Origin of the sequence: Stenotrophomonas sp. 24(2023) (assembly GCF_030913365.1) — a bacterium.
GTDB lineage: Bacteria > Pseudomonadota > Gammaproteobacteria > Xanthomonadales > Xanthomonadaceae > Stenotrophomonas.
This window is the reverse complement of record NZ_CP133160.1, coordinates 334,990-353,396: the sequence shown is the minus strand read 5'-3', so window position 1 is coordinate 353,396 and position 18,407 is coordinate 334,990. Positions and strand designations below refer to the sequence as shown.

17 protein-coding genes and 2 tRNA genes are annotated in these 18,407 nt (G+C 68.9%); 2 read left to right on the top strand and 17 right to left on the bottom strand.

Annotation, left to right across the window (positions count from 1 at the left end; genetic code table 11):
• Positions 1-91: 91 nt before the first annotated feature.
• The 8 genes from Q9R17_RS01600 to Q9R17_RS01565 form a co-directional block, all read right to left on the bottom strand.
• Positions 92-2,500 carry a TonB-dependent siderophore receptor gene (locus Q9R17_RS01600; RefSeq protein ID WP_308156722.1) on the bottom strand — a complete coding sequence of 803 codons (2,409 nt, stop codon included), beginning with the start codon at positions 2,498-2,500 and terminating at the stop codon, positions 92-94.
• Between the two features lie 113 nt (positions 2,501-2,613).
• On the bottom strand, positions 2,614-3,624 hold the full coding sequence (locus tag Q9R17_RS01595) for a DUF4880 domain-containing protein (RefSeq protein ID WP_308156721.1): 1,011 nt from the start codon (positions 3,622-3,624) through the stop codon (positions 2,614-2,616).
• 4 nt (positions 3,625-3,628) lie between these two features.
• The gene (locus Q9R17_RS01590; RefSeq protein WP_308156720.1) at positions 3,629-4,138 is read right to left on the bottom strand and encodes a sigma-70 family RNA polymerase sigma factor; all 510 of its coding nucleotides are present in this window, start codon (positions 4,136-4,138) and stop codon (positions 3,629-3,631) included.
• A 190-nt stretch (positions 4,139-4,328) separates the two neighbouring features.
• Positions 4,329-4,405 (bottom strand) — tRNA-Pro (locus Q9R17_RS01585).
• A 140-nt stretch (positions 4,406-4,545) separates the two neighbouring features.
• Positions 4,546-4,622: transfer RNA gene (locus Q9R17_RS01580), tRNA-Pro, on the bottom strand.
• Between the two features lie 55 nt (positions 4,623-4,677).
• The gene (gene cydX, locus Q9R17_RS01575; protein ID WP_005410354.1) at positions 4,678-4,794 is read right to left on the bottom strand and encodes a cytochrome bd-I oxidase subunit CydX; all 117 of its coding nucleotides are present in this window, start codon (positions 4,792-4,794) and stop codon (positions 4,678-4,680) included.
• A 30-nt stretch (positions 4,795-4,824) separates the two neighbouring features.
• Positions 4,825-5,976, bottom strand: a complete 1,152-nt coding sequence (gene cydB, locus Q9R17_RS01570; protein WP_308156719.1) for a cytochrome d ubiquinol oxidase subunit II — start codon at positions 5,974-5,976, stop codon at positions 4,825-4,827.
• Between the two features lie 15 nt (positions 5,977-5,991).
• Positions 5,992-7,578 (bottom strand): cytochrome ubiquinol oxidase subunit I, encoded by a 1,587-nt coding sequence (locus Q9R17_RS01565; RefSeq protein WP_308156718.1) that lies wholly within the window; start codon positions 7,576-7,578, stop codon positions 5,992-5,994.
• Positions 7,579-7,847: 269 nt separating this feature from the next.
• Here Q9R17_RS01565 and cydD point away from each other — a divergent pair, with 269 nt between their 5' ends.
• Both cydD and cydC read left to right on the top strand, forming a co-directional pair.
• A complete protein-coding gene (cydD, locus tag Q9R17_RS01560; RefSeq protein WP_308158401.1) occupies positions 7,848-9,560 on the top strand; it encodes a thiol reductant ABC exporter subunit CydD in 1,713 nt (570 codons plus the stop codon).
• A complete protein-coding gene (gene cydC / locus Q9R17_RS01555) occupies positions 9,557-11,230 on the top strand; it encodes a thiol reductant ABC exporter subunit CydC (RefSeq protein WP_308156717.1) in 1,674 nt (557 codons plus the stop codon). Before cydD ends, cydC begins: the two co-directional genes overlap by 4 nt.
• Before the next feature lie 222 nt (positions 11,231-11,452).
• Here cydC and Q9R17_RS01550 read toward each other — a convergent pair whose 3' ends face one another.
• The 9 genes from Q9R17_RS01550 to ccmC form a co-directional block, all read right to left on the bottom strand.
• Positions 11,453-11,800, bottom strand: coding sequence for a DUF1294 domain-containing protein (locus Q9R17_RS01550; protein ID WP_308156716.1), 348 nt, complete (start codon positions 11,798-11,800; stop codon positions 11,453-11,455).
• The gene (locus Q9R17_RS01545; protein WP_308156715.1) at positions 11,797-12,909 is read right to left on the bottom strand and encodes a homoserine O-acetyltransferase; all 1,113 of its coding nucleotides are present in this window, start codon (positions 12,907-12,909) and stop codon (positions 11,797-11,799) included. Before Q9R17_RS01545 ends, Q9R17_RS01550 begins: the two co-directional genes overlap by 4 nt.
• Before the next feature lie 86 nt (positions 12,910-12,995).
• Positions 12,996-13,937, bottom strand: a complete 942-nt coding sequence (locus tag Q9R17_RS01540) for a tetratricopeptide repeat protein (RefSeq protein WP_308158400.1) — start codon at positions 13,935-13,937, stop codon at positions 12,996-12,998.
• A 50-nt stretch (positions 13,938-13,987) separates the two neighbouring features.
• Entirely contained in the window at positions 13,988-14,473 is a 486-nt protein-coding gene (locus Q9R17_RS01535) for a cytochrome c-type biogenesis protein (protein ID WP_308156714.1), read from the bottom strand.
• Positions 14,442-15,023, bottom strand: a complete 582-nt coding sequence (locus tag Q9R17_RS01530; protein WP_308158399.1) for a DsbE family thiol:disulfide interchange protein — start codon at positions 15,021-15,023, stop codon at positions 14,442-14,444. The genes Q9R17_RS01535 and Q9R17_RS01530 overlap by 32 nt, the downstream gene beginning before the upstream one ends.
• A 47-nt stretch (positions 15,024-15,070) precedes the next feature.
• A complete protein-coding gene (locus Q9R17_RS01525; protein WP_308156713.1) occupies positions 15,071-16,990 on the bottom strand; it encodes a heme lyase CcmF/NrfE family subunit in 1,920 nt (639 codons plus the stop codon).
• On the bottom strand, positions 16,991-17,452 hold the full coding sequence (ccmE, locus tag Q9R17_RS01520) for a cytochrome c maturation protein CcmE (protein WP_308156712.1): 462 nt from the start codon (positions 17,450-17,452) through the stop codon (positions 16,991-16,993).
• Positions 17,449-17,628, bottom strand: coding sequence for a heme exporter protein CcmD (gene ccmD / locus Q9R17_RS01515; protein WP_308156711.1), 180 nt, complete (start codon positions 17,626-17,628; stop codon positions 17,449-17,451). The genes ccmE and ccmD overlap by 4 nt, the downstream gene beginning before the upstream one ends.
• The gene (gene ccmC / locus Q9R17_RS01510; RefSeq protein WP_308156710.1) at positions 17,625-18,374 is read right to left on the bottom strand and encodes a heme ABC transporter permease CcmC; all 750 of its coding nucleotides are present in this window, start codon (positions 18,372-18,374) and stop codon (positions 17,625-17,627) included. The genes ccmD and ccmC overlap by 4 nt, the downstream gene beginning before the upstream one ends.
• Positions 18,375-18,407: the final 33 nt, after the last annotated feature.

Below are 18,407 nucleotides of genomic sequence, written 5' to 3'. Positions count from 1 at the left end.
ATGCCCCGCGCGGGGCGGGGCTGTACCCATTGTACGTGGCATGGATGGGCGGGGCAGCCCATCGGGTGTCACCTGCGGGACACGGCCCGGGTCAGAAACTGTATTCCAGGCCCAGGCTGACGGTGGTGGCCGGCGCCGGCTGGCGTCCCCAGGGGCTGGTATCGATGCCGCGGAAGAAATACCGGCGGTTGAACAGGTTGTTGACCATCAGCGAGCCGGTCAGCACGTTGCCGCCCGGGCCACGGGCCAGCTCGCGGGTGGCCCTGGCATTCCACACGGCGTAGCCGGGCATGCGGCCGATCGAGCCGACGGCATTCTCGGCCACGGTGTTGGCCTTGTCCGACCAGGACGCGCTGTAGTAGTAGCCATCCACCGCGACGCTGCCGTGCTCGCCCTGCCAGCTGGCACCGATGTTGAACTGGTTGCGTGTCGCGTAGGGCACCGTGTTGCCCCGGTACACGCCACTGCGCAGCGTGGCGTCCAGGTAGGTATAGCCGGTGTTGAAGGTGACCTGCGGCAATGCGGCCGGTTGCCAGCGGGCCTCCACTTCCACGCCCTGGTGGCGGGTACGCCCGAGGTTGCCGTAGGCACGTGACGTATTGTCCAGCTCGATCTGGTTGTCGAAGTCGATGCGGTAGGCGGCTGCGCTTAGCTGCAGTGCCTGCGAGGGGGTGAAGCGCAGGCCGGCTTCGTAGTTCCAGGCCAGCTCCGAATCGAGGTTGTTGCCGTAGATGATCTGGGTGACCTGCGGGGCGCGCAGCGAACGCTGCGCGTCCACGTAGCCATACCAGTGCGGGTTGAAGCGGAAACCCGCGGTCAGCCCGGGCAGCAGGTTGCGGATCGGGTTGTCGGTGCTGGCCCCGGTGGCGCGGTTGTAATAGGCCGAATCCAGGTGTTCCCAGCGCAGGCCGGGGGTGACTGTCAGCCGCTGGTCGAACAGGCTGATGGCGTCACTTACGTAACCTGCCCAAGCCCGGTCCTTGAAGCGCCAATCGCGCACGAGGGTCTGCACGCCGTTGTCCAGGCCGGTGTTGCCGACGATGAAATCGATGTCCTCGCGCATGCCGCGCACACCTGCGGTGATGGTGTGGCTGACACGTTCACCGTCGGCGCGCAGGGTCAGGCGCGGCTCGGAACCGAAGATGCTGAAGCCGCGGGGGGCGCTCTGGCGCAGCTGCGGCGGCAGGTCCGGGGACCACGTTTCGGTGGCCGCGCGGCGCATGCCGACGATGAAGTTGCGCGTACTGTCGGCATTGAACGTGGTCCAGTCCAGTTGTGCGGCATCGAACGGGCCCCAGCGGCCCAGGTCCTGCAGCAGCGTGACGGACGCGCGCGTGGTGCGGCCGGAGAATTCATCCAGCGTGCGGGTGGAGCGGCGGCTGCCGGCGGCGTAGTCCTCGGTGGACAGGGCGCCGGCCAGGTCCATGTTGGCCACGTAGCGGCTGATGTCGGCCTTCACCAGCGTGCGGGCCGACGGCGCCCACTCCGCGCGCAGGCGCGCGTTCTTGACGTCGGTATCGCTGTGCTCGCGGCCGTACCGGCCCTTCAGCCAGTCCGCATCCAGCTGCAGGCCGACGGTGTCGGTCAGGTAGCCGCCGGTGGTCACCGCGTTGTCGCGCAGGAAGCGTCCGGCGCCGCCGGCGGTGATGCGGCTGGACAGGGTGGTGGTCCATTGCTGCGGAATCGGCTTGCTGATCAGGTTGATCACACCGCCCACGTTGTTGGGCCCGTACTGCACCGCCGCGCCACCGCGCACCACGTCGATGCGGTCGATCTGGTTCATGCTGACCGGGAACAGCGACAGGCTGGTCTGGCCGTAAGGCGCCAGCGCCAGCGGAATGCCGTCATGCAGCACCTGCACGCGCCCGCTGCGGCTTTCATACAGGCCACGCAGCATGATCTGCGGCAGCACGCCGGTGCCGGTCTCATCGAGGATGCGGATGCCCGGCACGCGCTGCAGGGCATCGTCCAGTGACCGGAACGCGCCGGTCGCCAGCGTGCGCGAATCGATCACCGAACGTGCGCCGGCAAAGGTCTGTACGTCCTGCTGTCGGGACTGGCCGAACAGGCTGGTGGCTTCCACCCGCACGGTATCGAGCTGCACGGCACGGGCGGTCGCTGCGCGGGCGTGGGGCGCGGCCGCCGTTGCTGTACCGGCCGCGACGCGGGCGATGCTGTAGGCGCCGCCCGGTGTGCGCACCAGCGCCAGCGGATGCGGCGCGAGTGCGGCGCGCAGTGCGGCTTCGGCATCCATCTGACCGTGCACCGGCGCGCTCTGCAGGCCGCGCAGCAGCGTGCTGTCCACCGACAGCGCGATACCGGCCTGGCTGGCGATGCGCATCAGGCTGGCGTCCAGCGGCTGGGCAGGAATGTCAAAGGCCTGGGCGCCGCCGGCAGGTGCGGCGCCTGCCGCGGCAACAGGGGCGGCCAGCGCCAGGGCCAGGCACAGCGGCAGGGCGCGCAGGTGGCCAGGGCGTTGGCCACGCAGAATCGAAAACATGGGCACTCCGGAAAGGGATCGTGCAGCCTGGACATCAGGTGCTCACCCTGTATGAGTCGCGAGCGCGCGGAAGTGACACCCCGGCGTGGATTTTTTTTGCCGCGGCGGCCAGATCAGTCGCGACGCTGCTCGATGCGCACCAGCCAGCCGCCGGACAGCACCTGCACATCGATGGGCAGGGTCTGGGCCAGGGTCCGCAGTACCGCAGCGGTGTCATCCAGCGGGTAGCGGCCGGACACGCGCAGGCGGCCAGCCCCGGCGCTGATGCGGATCAGGCCCGGATGGTAGCTGCGCAGGCGCTGGATCAGCTCGGACAGCGGGGTATCGAGCACGCTGAGCACGCCGATGCGCCAATCGGCAGCCAGGGCGCTCTGCGCGGCGTCGGCCGGGTGGATGCCGGTGGCGTCCAGCCACGCACCTTCGCCCGCCGCCAGTGCATGGCGATGCGGGCCGGCCAGCACGCGCAGGGAATGGTGCAGAGCGACCACCAGGCTGCGGTCGCGGTCCTGGCGCAGCAGCAGACTGCCACCGGCGGCGTCGCTGTCGATCTGCCCGTGCCGGTCCCGTACCTGCAGCAGGCCGGCGTGGCCCGGGCGCGTGGCGATCAGCTGGCCCTCGCGCAGGACGATGCGGGTGGTGCCGTCGTGCGCCTGCACATCGGCCGAGGAGCGGGCATCCAGCAGCACGCTGCTGCCATCGGCCAGCGCCCAGTGCCGCCGCTGCCGGGTGGCGGTATGCAGGTCGGCCACCATGTCGGGCAGCAGGCCCAGCTGGCGCCCGGCCCAGGCACCGGCCAGGCCGGCACCGGCCAGCGAGAGCAGGCCGCCGAGCGCCTGCCGCCGCCGCCGGCCACGACGGTCCAGCTGCTGCAGCAGGGTGTCCACGCGGGCACTCCGCTGCGCATCCTGTGGGGGCAGGGCCTGCATGCCGTCGAAGGTCTGGCCGAGCGCGCGCTGCAGGCGCTGCCAGGCAGCCGCGTGCTGCGGGTCGGCCTGCAGCCAGCGCTGCAGGGCGCGCTCGGTATCGGCGTCGCCGGGATTGCCACGCAGCTCCACCAGCCACTGCACGGCCGCTTCGCTGGCCGCGTCCAGTGCGGCACCGCCGGTCATGGCACGCCCGCGCACCGGGTCAGTCCGTCGTGGCCATCAGGCACTGGCGCAGCCCCTGTGCCATGTAGCGCCGCACCATGCTGACCGACACGCCGAGCGTTGCTGCGATCTGCGCGTAGGTGAGGCCGTCCAGCTGGCTCATCAGGAAGGCACGGCGCGCCTTGCTGCTGACCCCGTCCAGCGCCTGGGCGATGCGGTGCAGGGTTTCCAGCAGCAACGCCTGTTCCTCGGCGCTGGGGGCCATGGCGGGCGGGGCATGCGCGAGCGCTTCCAGGTAGACACGTTCCAGCTCGCGCCGCCGCCAGCGCTGGGTCAGCACGTTGCGGGCCACGGTGCCCAGGTAGGCGCGGGGCTCTTCGATGGCATCCAGGCCCTGCCGGGCGATCACGCGCAGGAAGGTTTCCGAGGCCACGTCTTCGGCATCGGCGCGGTTGCGCAGGCGCTGGCGCAGGCTGCTGAGCAGCCAGGGCTGGTGTTCGGTGTACAGGGTGGCCGTGGCGGCAGCGTCGGCATGGGACAGCGGCGGCATCGAAGGCCCATCAGGCGAACTGAGAATCGTTATTGTATGCGAGTCATTGTCACCCTGGGCCGGCCGGGTGGGGCGGCGGTGTGCCTGATCGGGTGGAACGTGCCGCTACCGGTTGCCGGTGCCGGACGGCAGGCACAAAAAAAACCCGGAGGACAAATTGTCTTCCAGGCTTCTTTGGTAACCACCGAAGTGGTCGGGGAGACAGGATTCGAACCTGCGACCTCTACGTCCCGAACGTAGCGCTCTACCAGACTGAGCTACACCCCGAAGGGAGCCGCCTATTCTAGCCATTCACCCCGATGGCGGCAAGGGGTGGATGCTGTTTCCTTCACACTGCCGGAGCGGTGGATCTTCAGGGAACAAAAAAGCCTGGACGACGTCACCAGGCTTGATTGCGACCACCGAAGTGGTCGGGGAGACAGGATTCGAACCTGCGACCTCTACGTCCCGAACGTAGCGCTCTACCAGACTGAGCTACACCCCGAAGGAGCCGCCTAAGATACCGTGTGAAGGCCAAGGCGGCAAGGTTTTTTTACACCTCAACGACGGTTTTCTTTCTCGATGCGGTTCTGCTCGCGGGCTTCGAACCACATGCCGTTGAGGATGGCCACCGTGGAGGCCAGGCCGGCCCCGAGAATCCAGGCGAAATACCACATGGTTGTGTCTCCTATATCGGTGGGCCGCCCTCAGTAGGCGTTGGGGTTGTTGCCCATTTCGTCGTGGGTGGTCTTGCCCTTGAGCACCCGGTACACCCAGGTGGTGTAGGCCAGGATGATCGGCAGGAAAATCACCGTGGCCAGCAGCATGATCCACAGCGTCAGGTGGCTGGAGGAGGCATCCCACACGGTCAGGCTGGAGGTGGGCTGGCTGGAGGACGGCAGCAGGAACGGGAAGATGGCAAAGCCCACGGTGAAGATGATGCCGGCGATGGCCGCACCGGAGGCGATGAACGCCAGGCCACCACGGCGTGCACGCAGCAGCACCGCGCTGGCCAGCAGGCCGAGCAGGCCCACCACCGGTGCCAGCAGCGTGGCAGGCATGGCGCTGTAGTTGCGCAGCCAGCCACCGGCGGCCCCCAGCTCGGCGGTCTTCAGCAGCGGGTTGGTGGCGCCGTCGGTGACCACCTGCGAGGTGATCTGGTAGCCGGGCAGGCCGAGGGCCACCCAGGCACCGCCCGCAGCGAACAGCACGAAGGCCACCAGCGCGGCAAGGCTGCCAAAGCGTGCCGAACGCTCGGCCACCGGGCCATCGGTCTTGATCACCAGCATTGCCGCACCGTGGGCCACCAGCATCGATACGCTGAGCAGGCCGGCCAGCAGGGCGAAAGGCATCAGCAGGCCGAAGAACGAACCGGTGTAGAAGATGCGCATGCTGTCATCGAAGTGGAACGGCACGCCAAGCAGTACGTTGCCCACTGCCACGCCCATGATCAGCGCCGGGATGAAGCCGCCGACGAACAGCGCCCAGTCCCAGGTGGCGCGCCAGCGCGGGCTGGGCATCTTGCTGCGGAACTTGAAGCCGACCGGGCGCAGGATCAGTGCGAACAGGATCACGAACATCGCCAGGTAGAAGCCGGAGAAGCTGACTGCATACAGCGGCGGCCAGGCGGCGAAGATCGCACCGCCGCCCAGGATCAGCCACACCTGGTTGCCTTCCCAGACCGGGCCGATGGTGTTGATCACCAGCCGGCGTTCCTCATCGGTGCGGGCCACGAAGGGCAGCAGGCTGCCCACGCCCAGGTCGAAGCCATCCATCACGGCAAAGCCGATCAGCAGCACGCCCAGCAGCAGCCACCAGATCACGCGCAGCGTGGTGTAGTCCAGAAGAATGAAGTCCATCGTGGTTCTCCTGCCTCAGGCGCCGTTGGCCGGCGCAGCGGCATTGTGGGAAGCATGCGGGGCGGGCGACTGCAGCGACGGCAGCACCTCGTCCGGGCCCTTGCGGATCGCCTTGAGCATCAGCTTGATCTCCACCACGATCAGCACGGTGTAGATGGCGGTGAAGCCGGCCAGGGTCAGCAGGATTTCATGCAGCGCCAGGCCCGATGCCGCATAGAAGGTGGGCAGCACGCCATCCACCGCCCACGGCTGGCGGCCGTACTCGGCCACGAACCAGCCGCATTCGATGGCGATCCACGGCACCGGCAGCGTCCACAGGGCCAGCTTCAGGAACCACGGCTTGTCCTGGAAGTTGTTGCGGCAGGAGTAGTAGAAGGCCAGGGCGAAGAAGGCGATCAGGTAGAAGCCCAGTCCGGCCATCACGCGGAAGGTCCAGAACAGCGGCATCACCCGTGGCACGGTATCCATCGCCGCCTGCGCGATCTGTTCCGGCGTGGCGTTGAGGATGTCCTCGCGGTAACGCTTGAGCAGCAGGCCATGGCCCAGGTCCTGCCAGTGGCGGTCGAACATCTCGCGCGCTTCCACGTCGTTGCGGTTGGCGCGCAGGCGCTGCAGCGCTCCGTAGGCCAGCTGGCCGCCGCGCACGCGGTGCTCGGCGCGCTCCACCAGCTCCAGGATGCCCGGTATCGGCTGGTTCAACGAACGCGTGGCGATCAGGCCCATCAGGTAGGGCACCTTGATCGCGTAGTCGTTCTGGTGGGTCTGCTGGTTGGGGATGCCGAAGGCGGTGAAATCGGCCGGTGCGCGTTCGGTTTCCCACATCGCTTCGATCGCGGCCAGCTTCATCTTCTGGTGCTCGCTGGCGGCATAGCCGCTCTCGTCACCCAGCACCACCACCGACAGCGAGGACAGCAGGCCGAAGGCGGCGGCCACCGCGAACGAGCGGCGGGCCAGATCCTTGTGCTTGTTGCGCAGCAGGAACAGGGCACTGATCGACATGACGAACACGGCACCGGTCACGTAGCCGGCGCTGACGGTATGCACGAACTTGGCCTGCGCCACCGGGTTGAACACCACGGCCATGAAGTCCACGACTTCCATGCGCATGGTGTCCGGGTTGAACACCGCGCCGGTGGGGTTCTGCATCCAGCCGTTGGCGACCAGGATCCACACCGCCGACAGGTTGGTGCCCAGCGCCATCAGCCAGGTCACCGTCAGGTGCTTGACCTTGGACAGGCGGTTCCAGCCGAAGAAGAACAGGCCCACGAAGGTGGCTTCCAGGAAGAAGGCCATCAACCCTTCGATGGCCAGCGGCGCACCGAAGATGTCACCCACGTAGTGGCTGTAGTAGGACCAGTTCATGCCGAACTGGAATTCCATGACGATGCCGGTGGCCACGCCCATGGCGAAGTTGATGCCGAACAGCACGCCCCAGAACAGGGTCATCCGGCGCCAGATGTCCTTGCCGGTCATCACGTACACGCTCTCCATGATGGCCACCATGAAGGACAGGCCGAGGGTGAGCGGGACGAATAGGAAGTGGTACATCGCGGTCAGCGCGAATTGCAGCCGCGACAGCTCTACGACTGTCGAATCAATCATGGCCTGGCTACCTCGTGGATAGTGCCGTTGCAGGTGGCGGGAAGGGTGGTCTACGACGTGAATGATGTGACCGACTACTTCAAACAGCCTTGATCCAGATCAATGTATGAATGCGCCTACAGGAACATCGTAGGCCAACCCGCTGGCAACTGCGACCGCATGACGCACGGGAAGGCCCCTGCCTGCCCCTACAATGCCGTGGGCCCCCTGATTTCTTTCGTGAAGACATCTTGACCGCCGCCACCGACCCGCCCACCGCCGCTGCTGCCATGGAACCGGGGGATACGACGCAGATCCGACGTGCCCGCGCGGCCTGGCTGGCCGGACTGGCCCATGCCGCGCGTGGGCGCCAGCGCGTGGCCGGGGCCTGCATCAGCCTGTCCGGCGCACTGTTGATCGGGCAGGCGGCCGCCATCGCCTGGCTGGTGCAGGCCGTGCTGGTTGAACATCGTCCATTGCGTGACGGCATTCCCGTTCTGCTCGGGCTGGCCGTGGTACTGGTGGTGCGTGCGCTGCTGGGCAGCGCGGTGCAGGCCGCAGCAGGTGATGTCGCCGACACGGCGCGCCTTGCTTTGCGTGAGCGTGTGTTCGCCCGGCTGCTGGACCACGGCCCGTTGTGGCTGCGCCAGCGCCGCACCGGTGAACTGGGCGAGCTGATGCTGCATCATGCCGATGCCATCGAAAGCTATTACAGCGGCTTCCTGCCGGTACGTACCGAGGTGGTGGTGGTGCCGTTGCTGATCCTGGCTGCCGTGGCGTGGGTGGACTGGGTGGTGGCCGTGATCCTGCTGTTCACCGCCCCGCTGGTGCCGTTCTTCATGATGCTGGTCGGATGGGGCGCCGAGGCCGCCGGGCGGGCGCAGCTGGGGGAGCTGGCGCGCATGAGCGGCCACTTCGCCGATCGCCTCAAGGGCCTGGGCCTGCTGCGCCTGTATGGGCGTGGCCAGGCCGAGCTGGCCGGCATCGAGGCCGCCGCCGAAGGCGTGCGCACGCGCACCCTGAAGGTGCTGCGCATCGCATTCCTGTCGTCCACCGTGCTGGAGTTCTTCGCCTCGGTCAGCGTGGCGATGGTGGCCCTGTACCTGGGCCTGAGCTATCTGGGCCTGATGCGTCTGCATGCGCAGGTCCCCACGTTGGGCGCGGGCCTGTTCTGCCTGTTGCTGGCGCCGGAATTCTATGCACCGCTGCGGCGGCTGGCAGCGCATTACCACGATCGCGCCAACGCCCTGGCGGCGGCGGCCGAAGTGGAGCGCCTGCTGCAGGGAATGGCGGACGAGCGCGGCGGGGAGGCCGAGGGCGTTGCCAACACCGTGCCTGAGCCGGCCGAGGCGGCTGCACCGCCGCTGCAGGTGGTCGGGCTGTCGCTGCGTCCGCTGGGTGCTGCACGCGATGCCGTGCGCGGTCTTGCCTTCGTACTTGAGCCGGGCCAGCGCCTGGCCGTGGTCGGGCCCAGCGGCAGTGGCAAGAGCACGCTGCTGGAAGCACTGGCCGGCTGGTTGCCGCCGCAGGCCGGCCAGGTGCGCGTACGCCCGGGGCTGAGCGTGGGCTATGCCAGCCAACGGCCCTATCTTTTCCACGGCAGCATTGCCGACAACCTGCGCTTGGCCGATCCGGGGGCCAGCGATGCACGCCTGCGTGCGGTGGCCGAAGCCGCGCAGGTGATGCGTTTTGCCGACCGCCTGCCCGAGGGGCTGGATACGCTGATCGGCGAACGTGGCTTCGGGCTGTCCGGGGGCGAGGCACGGCGCATCGGCCTGGCACGCCTGCTGCTGCGTGATCCGCAGATCCTGCTGCTGGACGAGCCGACCGCCTTCCTCGATGACGAAACCGAAGCGGCCTTGCTGCGCAGCCTGGCGGCTCATGCGCGTGGGCGCTGCGTGGTGGTCGCCACGCACAGCCCGGTGGTGATGGCCTGGGCGGACGGTTGCCTGTCGCTGCCCGCAACCGTGGATGCACCGGCTGCCGGAGGGCAGCAGGCATGACCGGCCGTCGTGATTCGCTGCGCGCGGTGTTTGCCCGCCATCGGCCGCAGCTGCTGCCGACGGTGCTGCTGCTGTGGACCACGATGCTGGCCGGCACTGCGTTGCTGGGCTTGTCCGGTGGCTTCCTCACCGCCGCCGCACTGGCCGGTGCAGCGGGACTGGGCAACGGCTTCAATTTCTTTTCGCCCTCGGCGGGCATCCGTGGGCTGACGATGGCACGCATCGTCTCGCGCTACTTCGAAAAGCTGGTCGGCCACGACGCTACCCTGCGCATCGCGCGTGACCTGCGCGTGTGGTTTTTCCGCCGCGCGCTGCCGCTGGCACCGGCACGGCTGGGCGGCACCCGCACCGGCGATCTGCTGGCGCGCCTGCTCGGCGATATCGGCGAGGTGGACGGGCTGCTGGTACGCGCGATCGGTCCGCTGCTGGCGCTGGCCGGGTTGAGCATGGTGGCCGTGCTGTCGGCGGCGCTGATCCTGCCGGCGGCCGGCGTACTGCTGGCGGTGATGGCAGCACTCATCGGCGTGGCCGTGCCGTGGCTGGGCGTGCGCGGTCGCGACCGTGAAGAGGCCGATCGTGCCGCGCATCGCACGGCATTGCGCACGGCCGCCTTCGAGGGCCTGGAGGGCGCGGGCGATCTGGCCGCATTGCAGGCCGGGGCCGCCTGGCAGCTGAAGGTGCGGGTGGCGGCCAAGCAGGTCGCCGCACGTGACCGGCGGCGGCGCTGGCGGTTGCTGGCCGGTACCACGCTGCACGGTGTGCTGGCGGGCCTGGGCCTGGTCGCGATGATCGCGCTGGCGCTGTCAGCGGCCGAACAGCAGCAGATCGATGCCGCGCTGGCGGCCGGGCTGGTGTTCCTGACCGTGGCGGCCATCGAATTGTGGGCCGGCCTGGGGCAGGCCTGGCAATCGCTGCAGTCAGGCCGTATCGCCGCCGCGCGGTTGCAGGACATCGTCGAGCAGCCGCCCAGCGTGGACGAACCGTCGCAGCCGGTGCCCGTTCCCGCACGTGGTGATCTGCGCTGGGAGCAGGTGTGCTTCCAGTGGCCAGGCGCTGCACGACCGGTGCTGGAACGGCTGGACCTGCGGTTGGCACCGGGTGAACGCATCGCCATCGGCGGCGACAGTGGGTGTGGCAAGACCACCTTGTCCAGCCTGTTGCTGCGCCTGTGGGACCCCCAGCAGGGCCGGCTGACCTACGGCGGGCACGACCTGCGCCGTTTCAGCCAGAGCGCCTGGCATGCCCAGCTGGCGTGGCTGCCGCAGAACGCACCGGTGTTCGCCGGCAGCGTGGCCGACAACCTGCGCATAGGCGATCCGCAGGCCGATGATGCGCGCCTGTGGCAGGTGCTGCAGCGCGTGCGCCTGGCGGACTGGGCGCGGGCCAATGCCGGGTTGGCGACGTGGGTGGGCGAGAACGGCGCGACGATGTCGGCCGGGCAGGCACGCCGGCTGGCCCTGGCCCGCGCACTGCTGCGCGAGGCACCGATCCTGGTGCTGGATGAGCCGACCGAAGGCCTGGATGTGGACACCGCACGCGCGCTGCTGCTGGACCTGGCCGGGCTGTTGGAAGGTCGCAGCCTGCTGATGATTACCCACGACACATTGCCCGAAGGCGTGGTCGATGCCCGTTACCGCCTGCGCGATGGACGGCTGCGGCGGGAGGAGTGATCGCCGGTTTCCGGTGGAGAGCATCCACGCATGGCGTGGATCTACAACGTTCCGTGTCGGCGGGCGGAACCATCCACGCATGGCGTGGATCTACAACATTCCGTGCCGGCGGGTGGAACCATCCACGCATGGCGTGGATCTACGGCCGCGCGTTCTCCGGTTCGTCGGGATGCGTTCGGCTGTCTGCCCGGGTAGCGCCACGCCATGCGTGGCTGGGGCGTGTCAGCGCGCGAACTCGCGCAGCAGCACCGCCACCGTGGCGACGTTGGCCACCACGCACAGCCAGAACACCCACTGGAAGGCGGTCTTGCGGTGCTTGTGGCGGAATGCGGCCTGGCCCAGCAGCGCACCGGGCCAGCCACCGGCAAACGCCAGCAGCTGCAGCGTACGCTCGGGCGTGCGCCACTGGCCCTTGCGCGCCGCGCGCTTGTCATGCCCGTACAACGCGAAGGCCGCCACGCTGGCCAACCCATACCACACGGCCAGCCAGAGCGGCAGCAGGCCGGTGATCGAAACGGCAACCAGCGCGCCGACGACCGCCAGTGCAGCGAGGCGGCGTCCGTGCTTCACAGCGTGTCGAGGAAGCCGCGTACCGCCGGCCCGAAGCGCTCGAAATCAACCAGGAAGGCATCGTGGCCCTGCGGCGAATCCAGGCCGATGAACTGCGCCTGGGCACCGCCGGCGCGCAGGCCATCGGCAATCTGCTGCTGTTGCTGCACGGGGAACAGGATGTCGGTGTTCGCGCCGATCGCCAGCGCCTTTTCGATGCGGATTTTCGCCAGCCCCGCCATCACATCGCCCCCGGCATATTCGGCCAGGTCGAACCAGTCCATCGAACGGCTCAGGTACAGGTAGCAGTTCGGGTCGAAGAAGCGCACGAAGCGCCGTGCATGGCCTTCCAGATAACTTTCCACCTGGAACTCCAGCCCGAACGGATCGTCGTCCACCTGGTCCGAATCCAGCCGCACGCGGCCGAAGCGGCCATCCCATTCCAGCGCCGAACGGTAGGTGATGACGCCCAGCTTGCGCGCCATGCGCATGCCCGATTCAGGGTAGCTGGCCTCGTCGTACTGGCCGCCGTTCCACTGCGGGTCCAGGCGGATCGCTTCACGCTGCAGCGAGCGGATCGCGATGGAGAACGGCAGGGCCTGGGCACTGCCGGAAATGTTGATGTGGCTGCGCGCGATGCCTGGGTGCAGCAGCAACAGGGCCAGTGCGGTCATGCCGCCCATCGAGTTGCCGACCACGCAGGCCAGCTGTTCGATGCCCAGTGCGCGGACCACCTCGACGGCGGCGCGTGCGCCATCCTCGATGGACAGCTCGGGGAAGGCCAGGCGATACGGAGCACCCGAGGACGGGTCGGCCGATGCCGGGCCGGTCGAGCCCTTGCAGCTGCCCAGCGAATTGACGCAGACCACGAACCAGCGGTCGGTGTCGATCGGCTTGCCCGGGCCAACCATGGCGTCCCACCAGCCGGGGGCCGGGTTGGCATCGTTGGCGGCGGCATGCGCATCGGGCGACAAGCCGGTGACGATCAGCAGCGCATTGCTGCGCGCGGTATTCAACGTGCCCCAGGTTTCATACGCCACGCGGCCCTGCAGCAGTGCGCCGCCACGCTTGAACGGGAACGGCGAGGGCAGGGCGTGGAAGCGGGTACCGGTCGGGATGAATTCAGTCATGCGCGCATTCTAGCGGGGGGGCCGTGCATGCAGGCGGCATGCAGGTTTCCATTGGCGGTGTGGGGGTATCCACGCACGGCGTGGATCTACGGGAAGCGCAGTTCCACCACGCCGTCGTGCGGCAGGGTCACCTGTACCGGTGCACTCTGCAGGTCGCCTTCACCACGGTTGGCGCTGCCACTGCGCGAGACGCGCGCGATCACCTCGACGGCCTCATGGGCCGACAGCGGCGCGGTCGGCATCGGGCTGTCACCGTCGCCCAGCGCGACCGTACCGGGGAAGCCCGCCAGCGGCAGGCGGCGCACGGCGACCGGCATCGGCGGGCCGCCCACGGCGCGGGCCAGCACGAAGACCTGGGTACTGGCCGGCCACTGGGCGGCATCCAGCCCGGGAGGAAGGTGCACACGCACCTGCAGCAGCGGCGGTTGGGCATCGCCAGCCGTGGCGGGTGCCGGCTCGCCACCGGCCTCCCGTGCCAATGCGATCTGCGCCTGCAATGCCTGTGCGGCACCCGGTTCCAGGCGCGGCAGCAGGTCGGTCCAGACCTGGGCGGCTTCGGCGTTATGGCCACGCTGACGCAGCGCGATGCCGAGCAGCCAGCTGGCCCGTTCGGCGTCGGGCTGCACCTGCAGGGCATGCCGCAGCCACTGCAGGGCGGTGTCATCGAACTGCTTGTCGGCCTGTGCCTGCGCGCGCGCCTGCGCGGCTTCCACCAGCACACCGGCCTCGTCCGGGGCCAGCGCAACCGCACGCGCGAAGGCCTCGGCGGCGGCGGCGGGGTTGCCGAGCTCGGCCTGCGAACGGCCCAGCAGTACCCAGCCATCGGCACGCTGCGGATCGCGCTGCAGGGCCTGCTGCAAGGCCTGCACGCCATCGCGCAGGGTCGCTACCGAAGCGGGGGGCGGCTGGGTGGCTGCGCGTGGGTCGCCGACCAGCTGGTACAGGCAGCCGCCCGCGACGCCCAGGGCCAGGATGCCGGCCAACCAGCCGCGGCCAGCGCCGTGCCGCAGCGGCCACAGCACCCACATTGCGATGAGCGCGGACACCAGCGTCGCCAGTCCGGTCAGCAGCAGCGCGCTCACCAGCCATCTCCCGCGTCTTCCGCAGCGACCACGCGCTGCGCGCGGCGGTGCACGATGCGCGTCACCAGCAATGCACCGGCTCCCAGCAGCAGCAGCGGGCCGCCCCACAGCAACCACGTGCCCGGCTGCAGCGGCGGCTGGTACAGCACGAACTGCCCGTAGCGTTCGACCAGGAACTGCTTGATCTGCGCGTCGTCGCGGCCCTGCTGCATCAGTTCCAGCACCTCGCGGCGCAGGTCCTGGGCGATCTGCGCGTTGGAGTCGGCCAGTGACTGGTTCTGGCACTGCACGCAGCGCAGCTGCGCGGCCAGGTCATGGAAACGGGCTTCCTCGGCTGCGTCGGCAAATGCCAGCGGGCGCGTGTCATGCACGGGCTGGGGGGGCAGCTGCGCCCCGGCCAGCAACGGCCAGGCCAGCAGCAGGGCCAGCCACAGAAGCCAGGGCGCGTGCTTACGGATCGCCGTGCAGTCCGTTGTCGGCATGGGCCTGGGCCTTTTCAATCGTCTGCAGGGCGGGAATCAGCTTTTCGTCCACGACCTGCTGGGTCATCGCGCCGCTGTACTTCCAGCGCACCACGCCGCTGCCATCGACCAGGAAGGTTTCCGGTGCGGCGGTCACGCCCCAGTCGATCGCCGTGCGGCCTTCGATATCGCTCAGCACCACCATGAACGGGTTGCCCAGCTGTTCCAGCCAGCGCAGGGCATCGTTGGGCTGGTCCTTCCAGTTGTAGCCGACCACGCGCACGCGCTTGGTTTCAGCGAAACGGGTCAGTACCGGGTGTTCCTCGCGGCAGGCCGCGCACCAGCTGCCCCACACGTTGAGCAGGTAGGGGGCGCCGCGCAGCTGTTCGCTGTGCACGATCATCGAGGGGTCGTGCAGTACCGGCAGCGCGAAGGCCGGGGCGGGCTTGCCGATCAGGGCCGAGGGCAGGACATCGCGCTGCGGATCGCCCGATTTCATCACCCCGTAGACCATCAGCCCCAGCAGGCCGAAGAAGAACAGCACGCCGATCACGATGGCCACGGGGGGCAGCGGGCGGGACGGGCGGGGGGCGGGGGACTCGGACACGGTGGAAACTCCTACGGGCGACGGAAGCGGCGGTCGGCGGCGGTGATGAATCCGCCCAGTGCCATCAGCAGTGCGCCCAGCCAGATCCAGCGCACGAAGGGCTTGATGTGCACCCGTACCGCCCATGCATTGTTGCCCAGCGGCTCGCCCAATGCCACGTAGACATCACCGCCGGGACGTGCATCGATCCCGGCTTCGGTCATCACCTGGCCGCCACTGGCGTACTGCCGCTTTTCCGGGTGCAGCAGGGCCAGTTCACGGCCCTGGCGGAACACGCGCAGGTGCCCGCGGTCGGCAGTGAAATTGGGCCCTTCGCGATGGTCCAGGCCCTCGAAGCGCACTTCGTGCCGGCCCACCACCACGCTCTGGCCCGGTGCGAGCGCCACTTCGCGCTGCACATTCAACGCTTCCACCAGCAGCGCTCCGACCAGGAACACCGCGATGCCGGCGTGGGCGACGATCATGCCGAGCATCTCGCCGGTGAAGCGGCCATTGCCGCGCAAGCGTTGCCAGACGAAGCGCGCGGTGCCCAAGGCTACCCAGGCGGCGGCGGCCACGCCCAACCCGGCCTTCCAGCCGTTCTGCGGGGCCTGCCACCAGGCCAGTGCACCGAGCGCAACGGCCAACGCCAGCCACGGCAGCAGCAGCGCCAGCGCGCGCGACGGCTGGTCGCGCTGCCACTTCACCAGCGGGCCGAACGGCAGCAGCAGCACCAGCGGTGCCATCAGCAGCAGGAACAGGCTGCCGAAGTAGGGCGGGCCCACCGAAATCTTGCCCAGCCCCAGGGCATCGGCCAGCAAGGGATACAGCGTGCCCAGCAGCACCATCGCGCAGGCGGTGGCCAGCAGCAGGTTGTTGGCCAGCAGCAGGGTCTCGCGCGAGGTGGCGGTGAAGCCCCGGCGCGGGTCGTCGGCGTCCACCGCCAGGCGCGGCGCGCGCAGGGCATACAGCAGCAGGCTGCCGCCGACCAGCAGCGACAGGAACACCAGGATGAACAGCCCGCGCGAGGGATCGGCGGCGAACGAGTGCACGCTGGTCAGCACGCCCGAGCGGACCAGGAACGTGCCCAGCAATGACAGCGCGAAAGCGGCGATGGCCAGCAGCAGGGTCCAGCTGCCGAAGGTGCCGCGCTTTTCGGTGACGGCCTGCGAATGGATGAGGGCGGCACCCACCAGCCAGGGCATGAAGCTGGCGTTCTCCACCGGGTCCCAGAACCACCAGCCGCCCCAGCCCAGCTCGTAATAGGCCCACCAGCTGCCCAGCGCGATGCCCAGCGTCAGGAACGCCCAGGCCACGTTGGTCCAGGGGCGGGTCCAGCGCAGCCAGCGCGCATCCACGCGGCCTTCCAGCAGCGCGGCCACGGCGAAGGCGAACGGCACCGCGAAACCGACATAGCCCAGGTAGAGCATCGGCGGGTGGATGATCAGGCCGGGGTCCTGCAGCAGCGGATTCAGGTCACGGCCTTCCAGCGGCGCAGGCACCAGGCGCGTGAACGGGTTGGAGGTGAAGATCAGGAAGGCGAGGAAGCCCACGCTTACCAGGCCCATCACCGCCAGCACGCGCGCCTGCACGGGGGCTGGCAGGTGCCGGGAGAACAACGCGACCGCACCGGTCCACAGGGCCAGCACCAGCGCCCACATCAGCAGCGAGCCTTCGTGCGCGCCCCAGACGGCGGAATAGCGGTAGATCATCGGCAGCAGCGAATTGGAGTTCTCGGCCACGTAGCGCACCGAGAAATCCTGCTGCACGAACGCCGCCGTCAACGCAGCGAAGGCGCCGGCCACCAGCAGCAGCTGCGCCAGTGCCGCCGGGCGGGCCACGGCCATCCAGGGGGCCTGCCCGCGCTGGGCACCGACCAGCGGCAGCACCGATTGCAGCAGCGCCGCCAGCAGCGCTGCCAGCAGCAGGATCTGTCCCAGTTCGGGCAGCACTCAGCGCACCTCGGGCGCCGGCACCGGCACGTCGTGCTTGATGTGCGCCTTGCCCATCTTGTCGGCCACTTCGCGTGGCATGTAGGTTTCGTCGTGCTTGGCCAGTACTTCTTCGGCCACGAATTCGTTGCCGCTCAGGCGCCCGGTGACCACCACGGCCTGGCCCTCGCGGAACAGGTCCGGCAGGATCTGTTCGCTGCGCACCACCAGCTGCGCATCACCGTCGGTGACGGTGAAGCGGGCCAGCAGCGAGCCGGGCTCGCGGTACAGCGACCCTTTTTCGACCATGCCCCCCAGGCGGAAACGGTCGGCACCGGCGGCGTCGCCGCGCAGCACCTCGGCCGGCGTGTACAGGTATGCGACGTTGCGCTGCAGGGCCAGCGCCACCAGCGTGGTGGCCAGGCCGGAGGCGGCCACCAGCAGCACCACCCACAGCAGGCGGCGACGACGCTGCGGGTTCATCGGCTCAGCTCGCCGCTGGCGGGCGTACCGGCATCGCCGCGTGCGCGCTGGCGCTGCTGCCGGCGCTGCGCGGCGGTGACCGCCCAGCGCAGGCGCAGCCAGGAACCGAGCGCATCCGCGCCGAGCACCCCCACGAACACCGCATAGGCGGCGACGACATAGCCCAGGTAATTCATGTCTTCTCCTGCAGGTGCCGGCGCACCCAGTCCTTGCCTGCTTCACGCTGCAGGTTGTCCGCGCGTGCCTTGGCCAGCAGCGAGCCAGCAAACCACAGCTTGGTGCCGACCACCATCCACCACAGCGGGGCGATCATGCTGGCATCGAGCGTGGTCGGCCCGAACAGGCGGATGCTCTGGCCCTGGTGCAGGCTGCCCCACCAGTCCACCGAATAGCGGATCACCGGCAGCAGGGCAACGCCGACAATGGCCATCAGCCCGGCCGCACGTGCGGCGGCACGGCGGTCTTCGATGGCCACGTACAGGCCGATCACCCCGATATAGAGGAACAGCAGCAGCAGTTCGGTGGTCAGGCGCGGGTCCCAGTCCCACCAGGTGCCCCACATCGGCCGGCCCCAGATGCTGCCGGTCAGCAGGGTGATCAGCGTGAAACCGGCCCCCAGCGGGGCGCAGGCCATGGCGAGAATCTCACAGAGCTTGATCCGCCAGACCAGGCCGATTGCGGCATACAGCGCCATCAGGCCGAACACGAACAGACTCATCCACGCACTGGGCACGTGGACGAACAGGATGCGGAAACTGTCGCCCTGCTGGTAGTCGGCCGGCACCACGAACAGTGCCTGCCACAGCCCCACCGCCAGCACCGGTACCGCCAACAGGTAGAACACGCGCGACCAGCGCTGGGCGAAGCGGTCGAAGGTGGGCGGTGAACCGAGTTGGTGGAACCAGCGGACGATCGGGTTCATGCGGTGGCGGCTATCCAGTAGGTGCGGATTGGC

What these genes read in the sequence shown, in the direction of transcription:
- Q9R17_RS01600 (WP_308156722.1), bottom strand. Translation starts at nt 2,500, where the DNA reads ATGTTTTCGATTCTGCGTGGCCAACGCCCTGGCCACCTGCGCGCCCTG.
- Q9R17_RS01590 (WP_308156720.1), bottom strand. Translation starts at nt 4,138, where the DNA reads ATGCCGCCGCTGTCCCATGCCGACGCTGCCGCCACGGCCACCCTGTAC.
- cydX (WP_005410354.1), bottom strand. Translation starts at nt 4,794, where the DNA reads ATGTGGTATTTCGCCTGGATTCTCGGGGCCGGCCTGGCCTCCACGGTG.
- cydB (WP_308156719.1), bottom strand. Translation starts at nt 5,976, where the DNA reads ATGGACTTCATTCTTCTGGACTACACCACGCTGCGCGTGATCTGGTGG.
- Q9R17_RS01565 (WP_308156718.1), bottom strand. Translation starts at nt 7,578, where the DNA reads ATGATTGATTCGACAGTCGTAGAGCTGTCGCGGCTGCAATTCGCGCTG.
- cydD (WP_308158401.1), top strand. Translation starts at nt 7,848, where the DNA reads ATGGAACCGGGGGATACGACGCAGATCCGACGTGCCCGCGCGGCCTGG.
- cydC (WP_308156717.1), top strand. Translation starts at nt 9,557, where the DNA reads ATGACCGGCCGTCGTGATTCGCTGCGCGCGGTGTTTGCCCGCCATCGG.
- Q9R17_RS01545 (WP_308156715.1), bottom strand. Translation starts at nt 12,909, where the DNA reads ATGACTGAATTCATCCCGACCGGTACCCGCTTCCACGCCCTGCCCTCG.
- Q9R17_RS01540 (WP_308158400.1), bottom strand. Translation starts at nt 13,937, where the DNA reads ATGTGGGTGCTGTGGCCGCTGCGGCACGGCGCTGGCCGCGGCTGGTTG.
- Q9R17_RS01535 (WP_308156714.1), bottom strand. Translation starts at nt 14,473, where the DNA reads ATGCCGACAACGGACTGCACGGCGATCCGTAAGCACGCGCCCTGGCTT.
- ccmE (WP_308156712.1), bottom strand. Translation starts at nt 17,452, where the DNA reads ATGAACCCGCAGCGTCGTCGCCGCCTGCTGTGGGTGGTGCTGCTGGTG.
- ccmD (WP_308156711.1), bottom strand. Translation starts at nt 17,628, where the DNA reads ATGAATTACCTGGGCTATGTCGTCGCCGCCTATGCGGTGTTCGTGGGG.
- ccmC (WP_308156710.1), bottom strand. Translation starts at nt 18,374, where the DNA reads ATGAACCCGATCGTCCGCTGGTTCCACCAACTCGGTTCACCGCCCACC.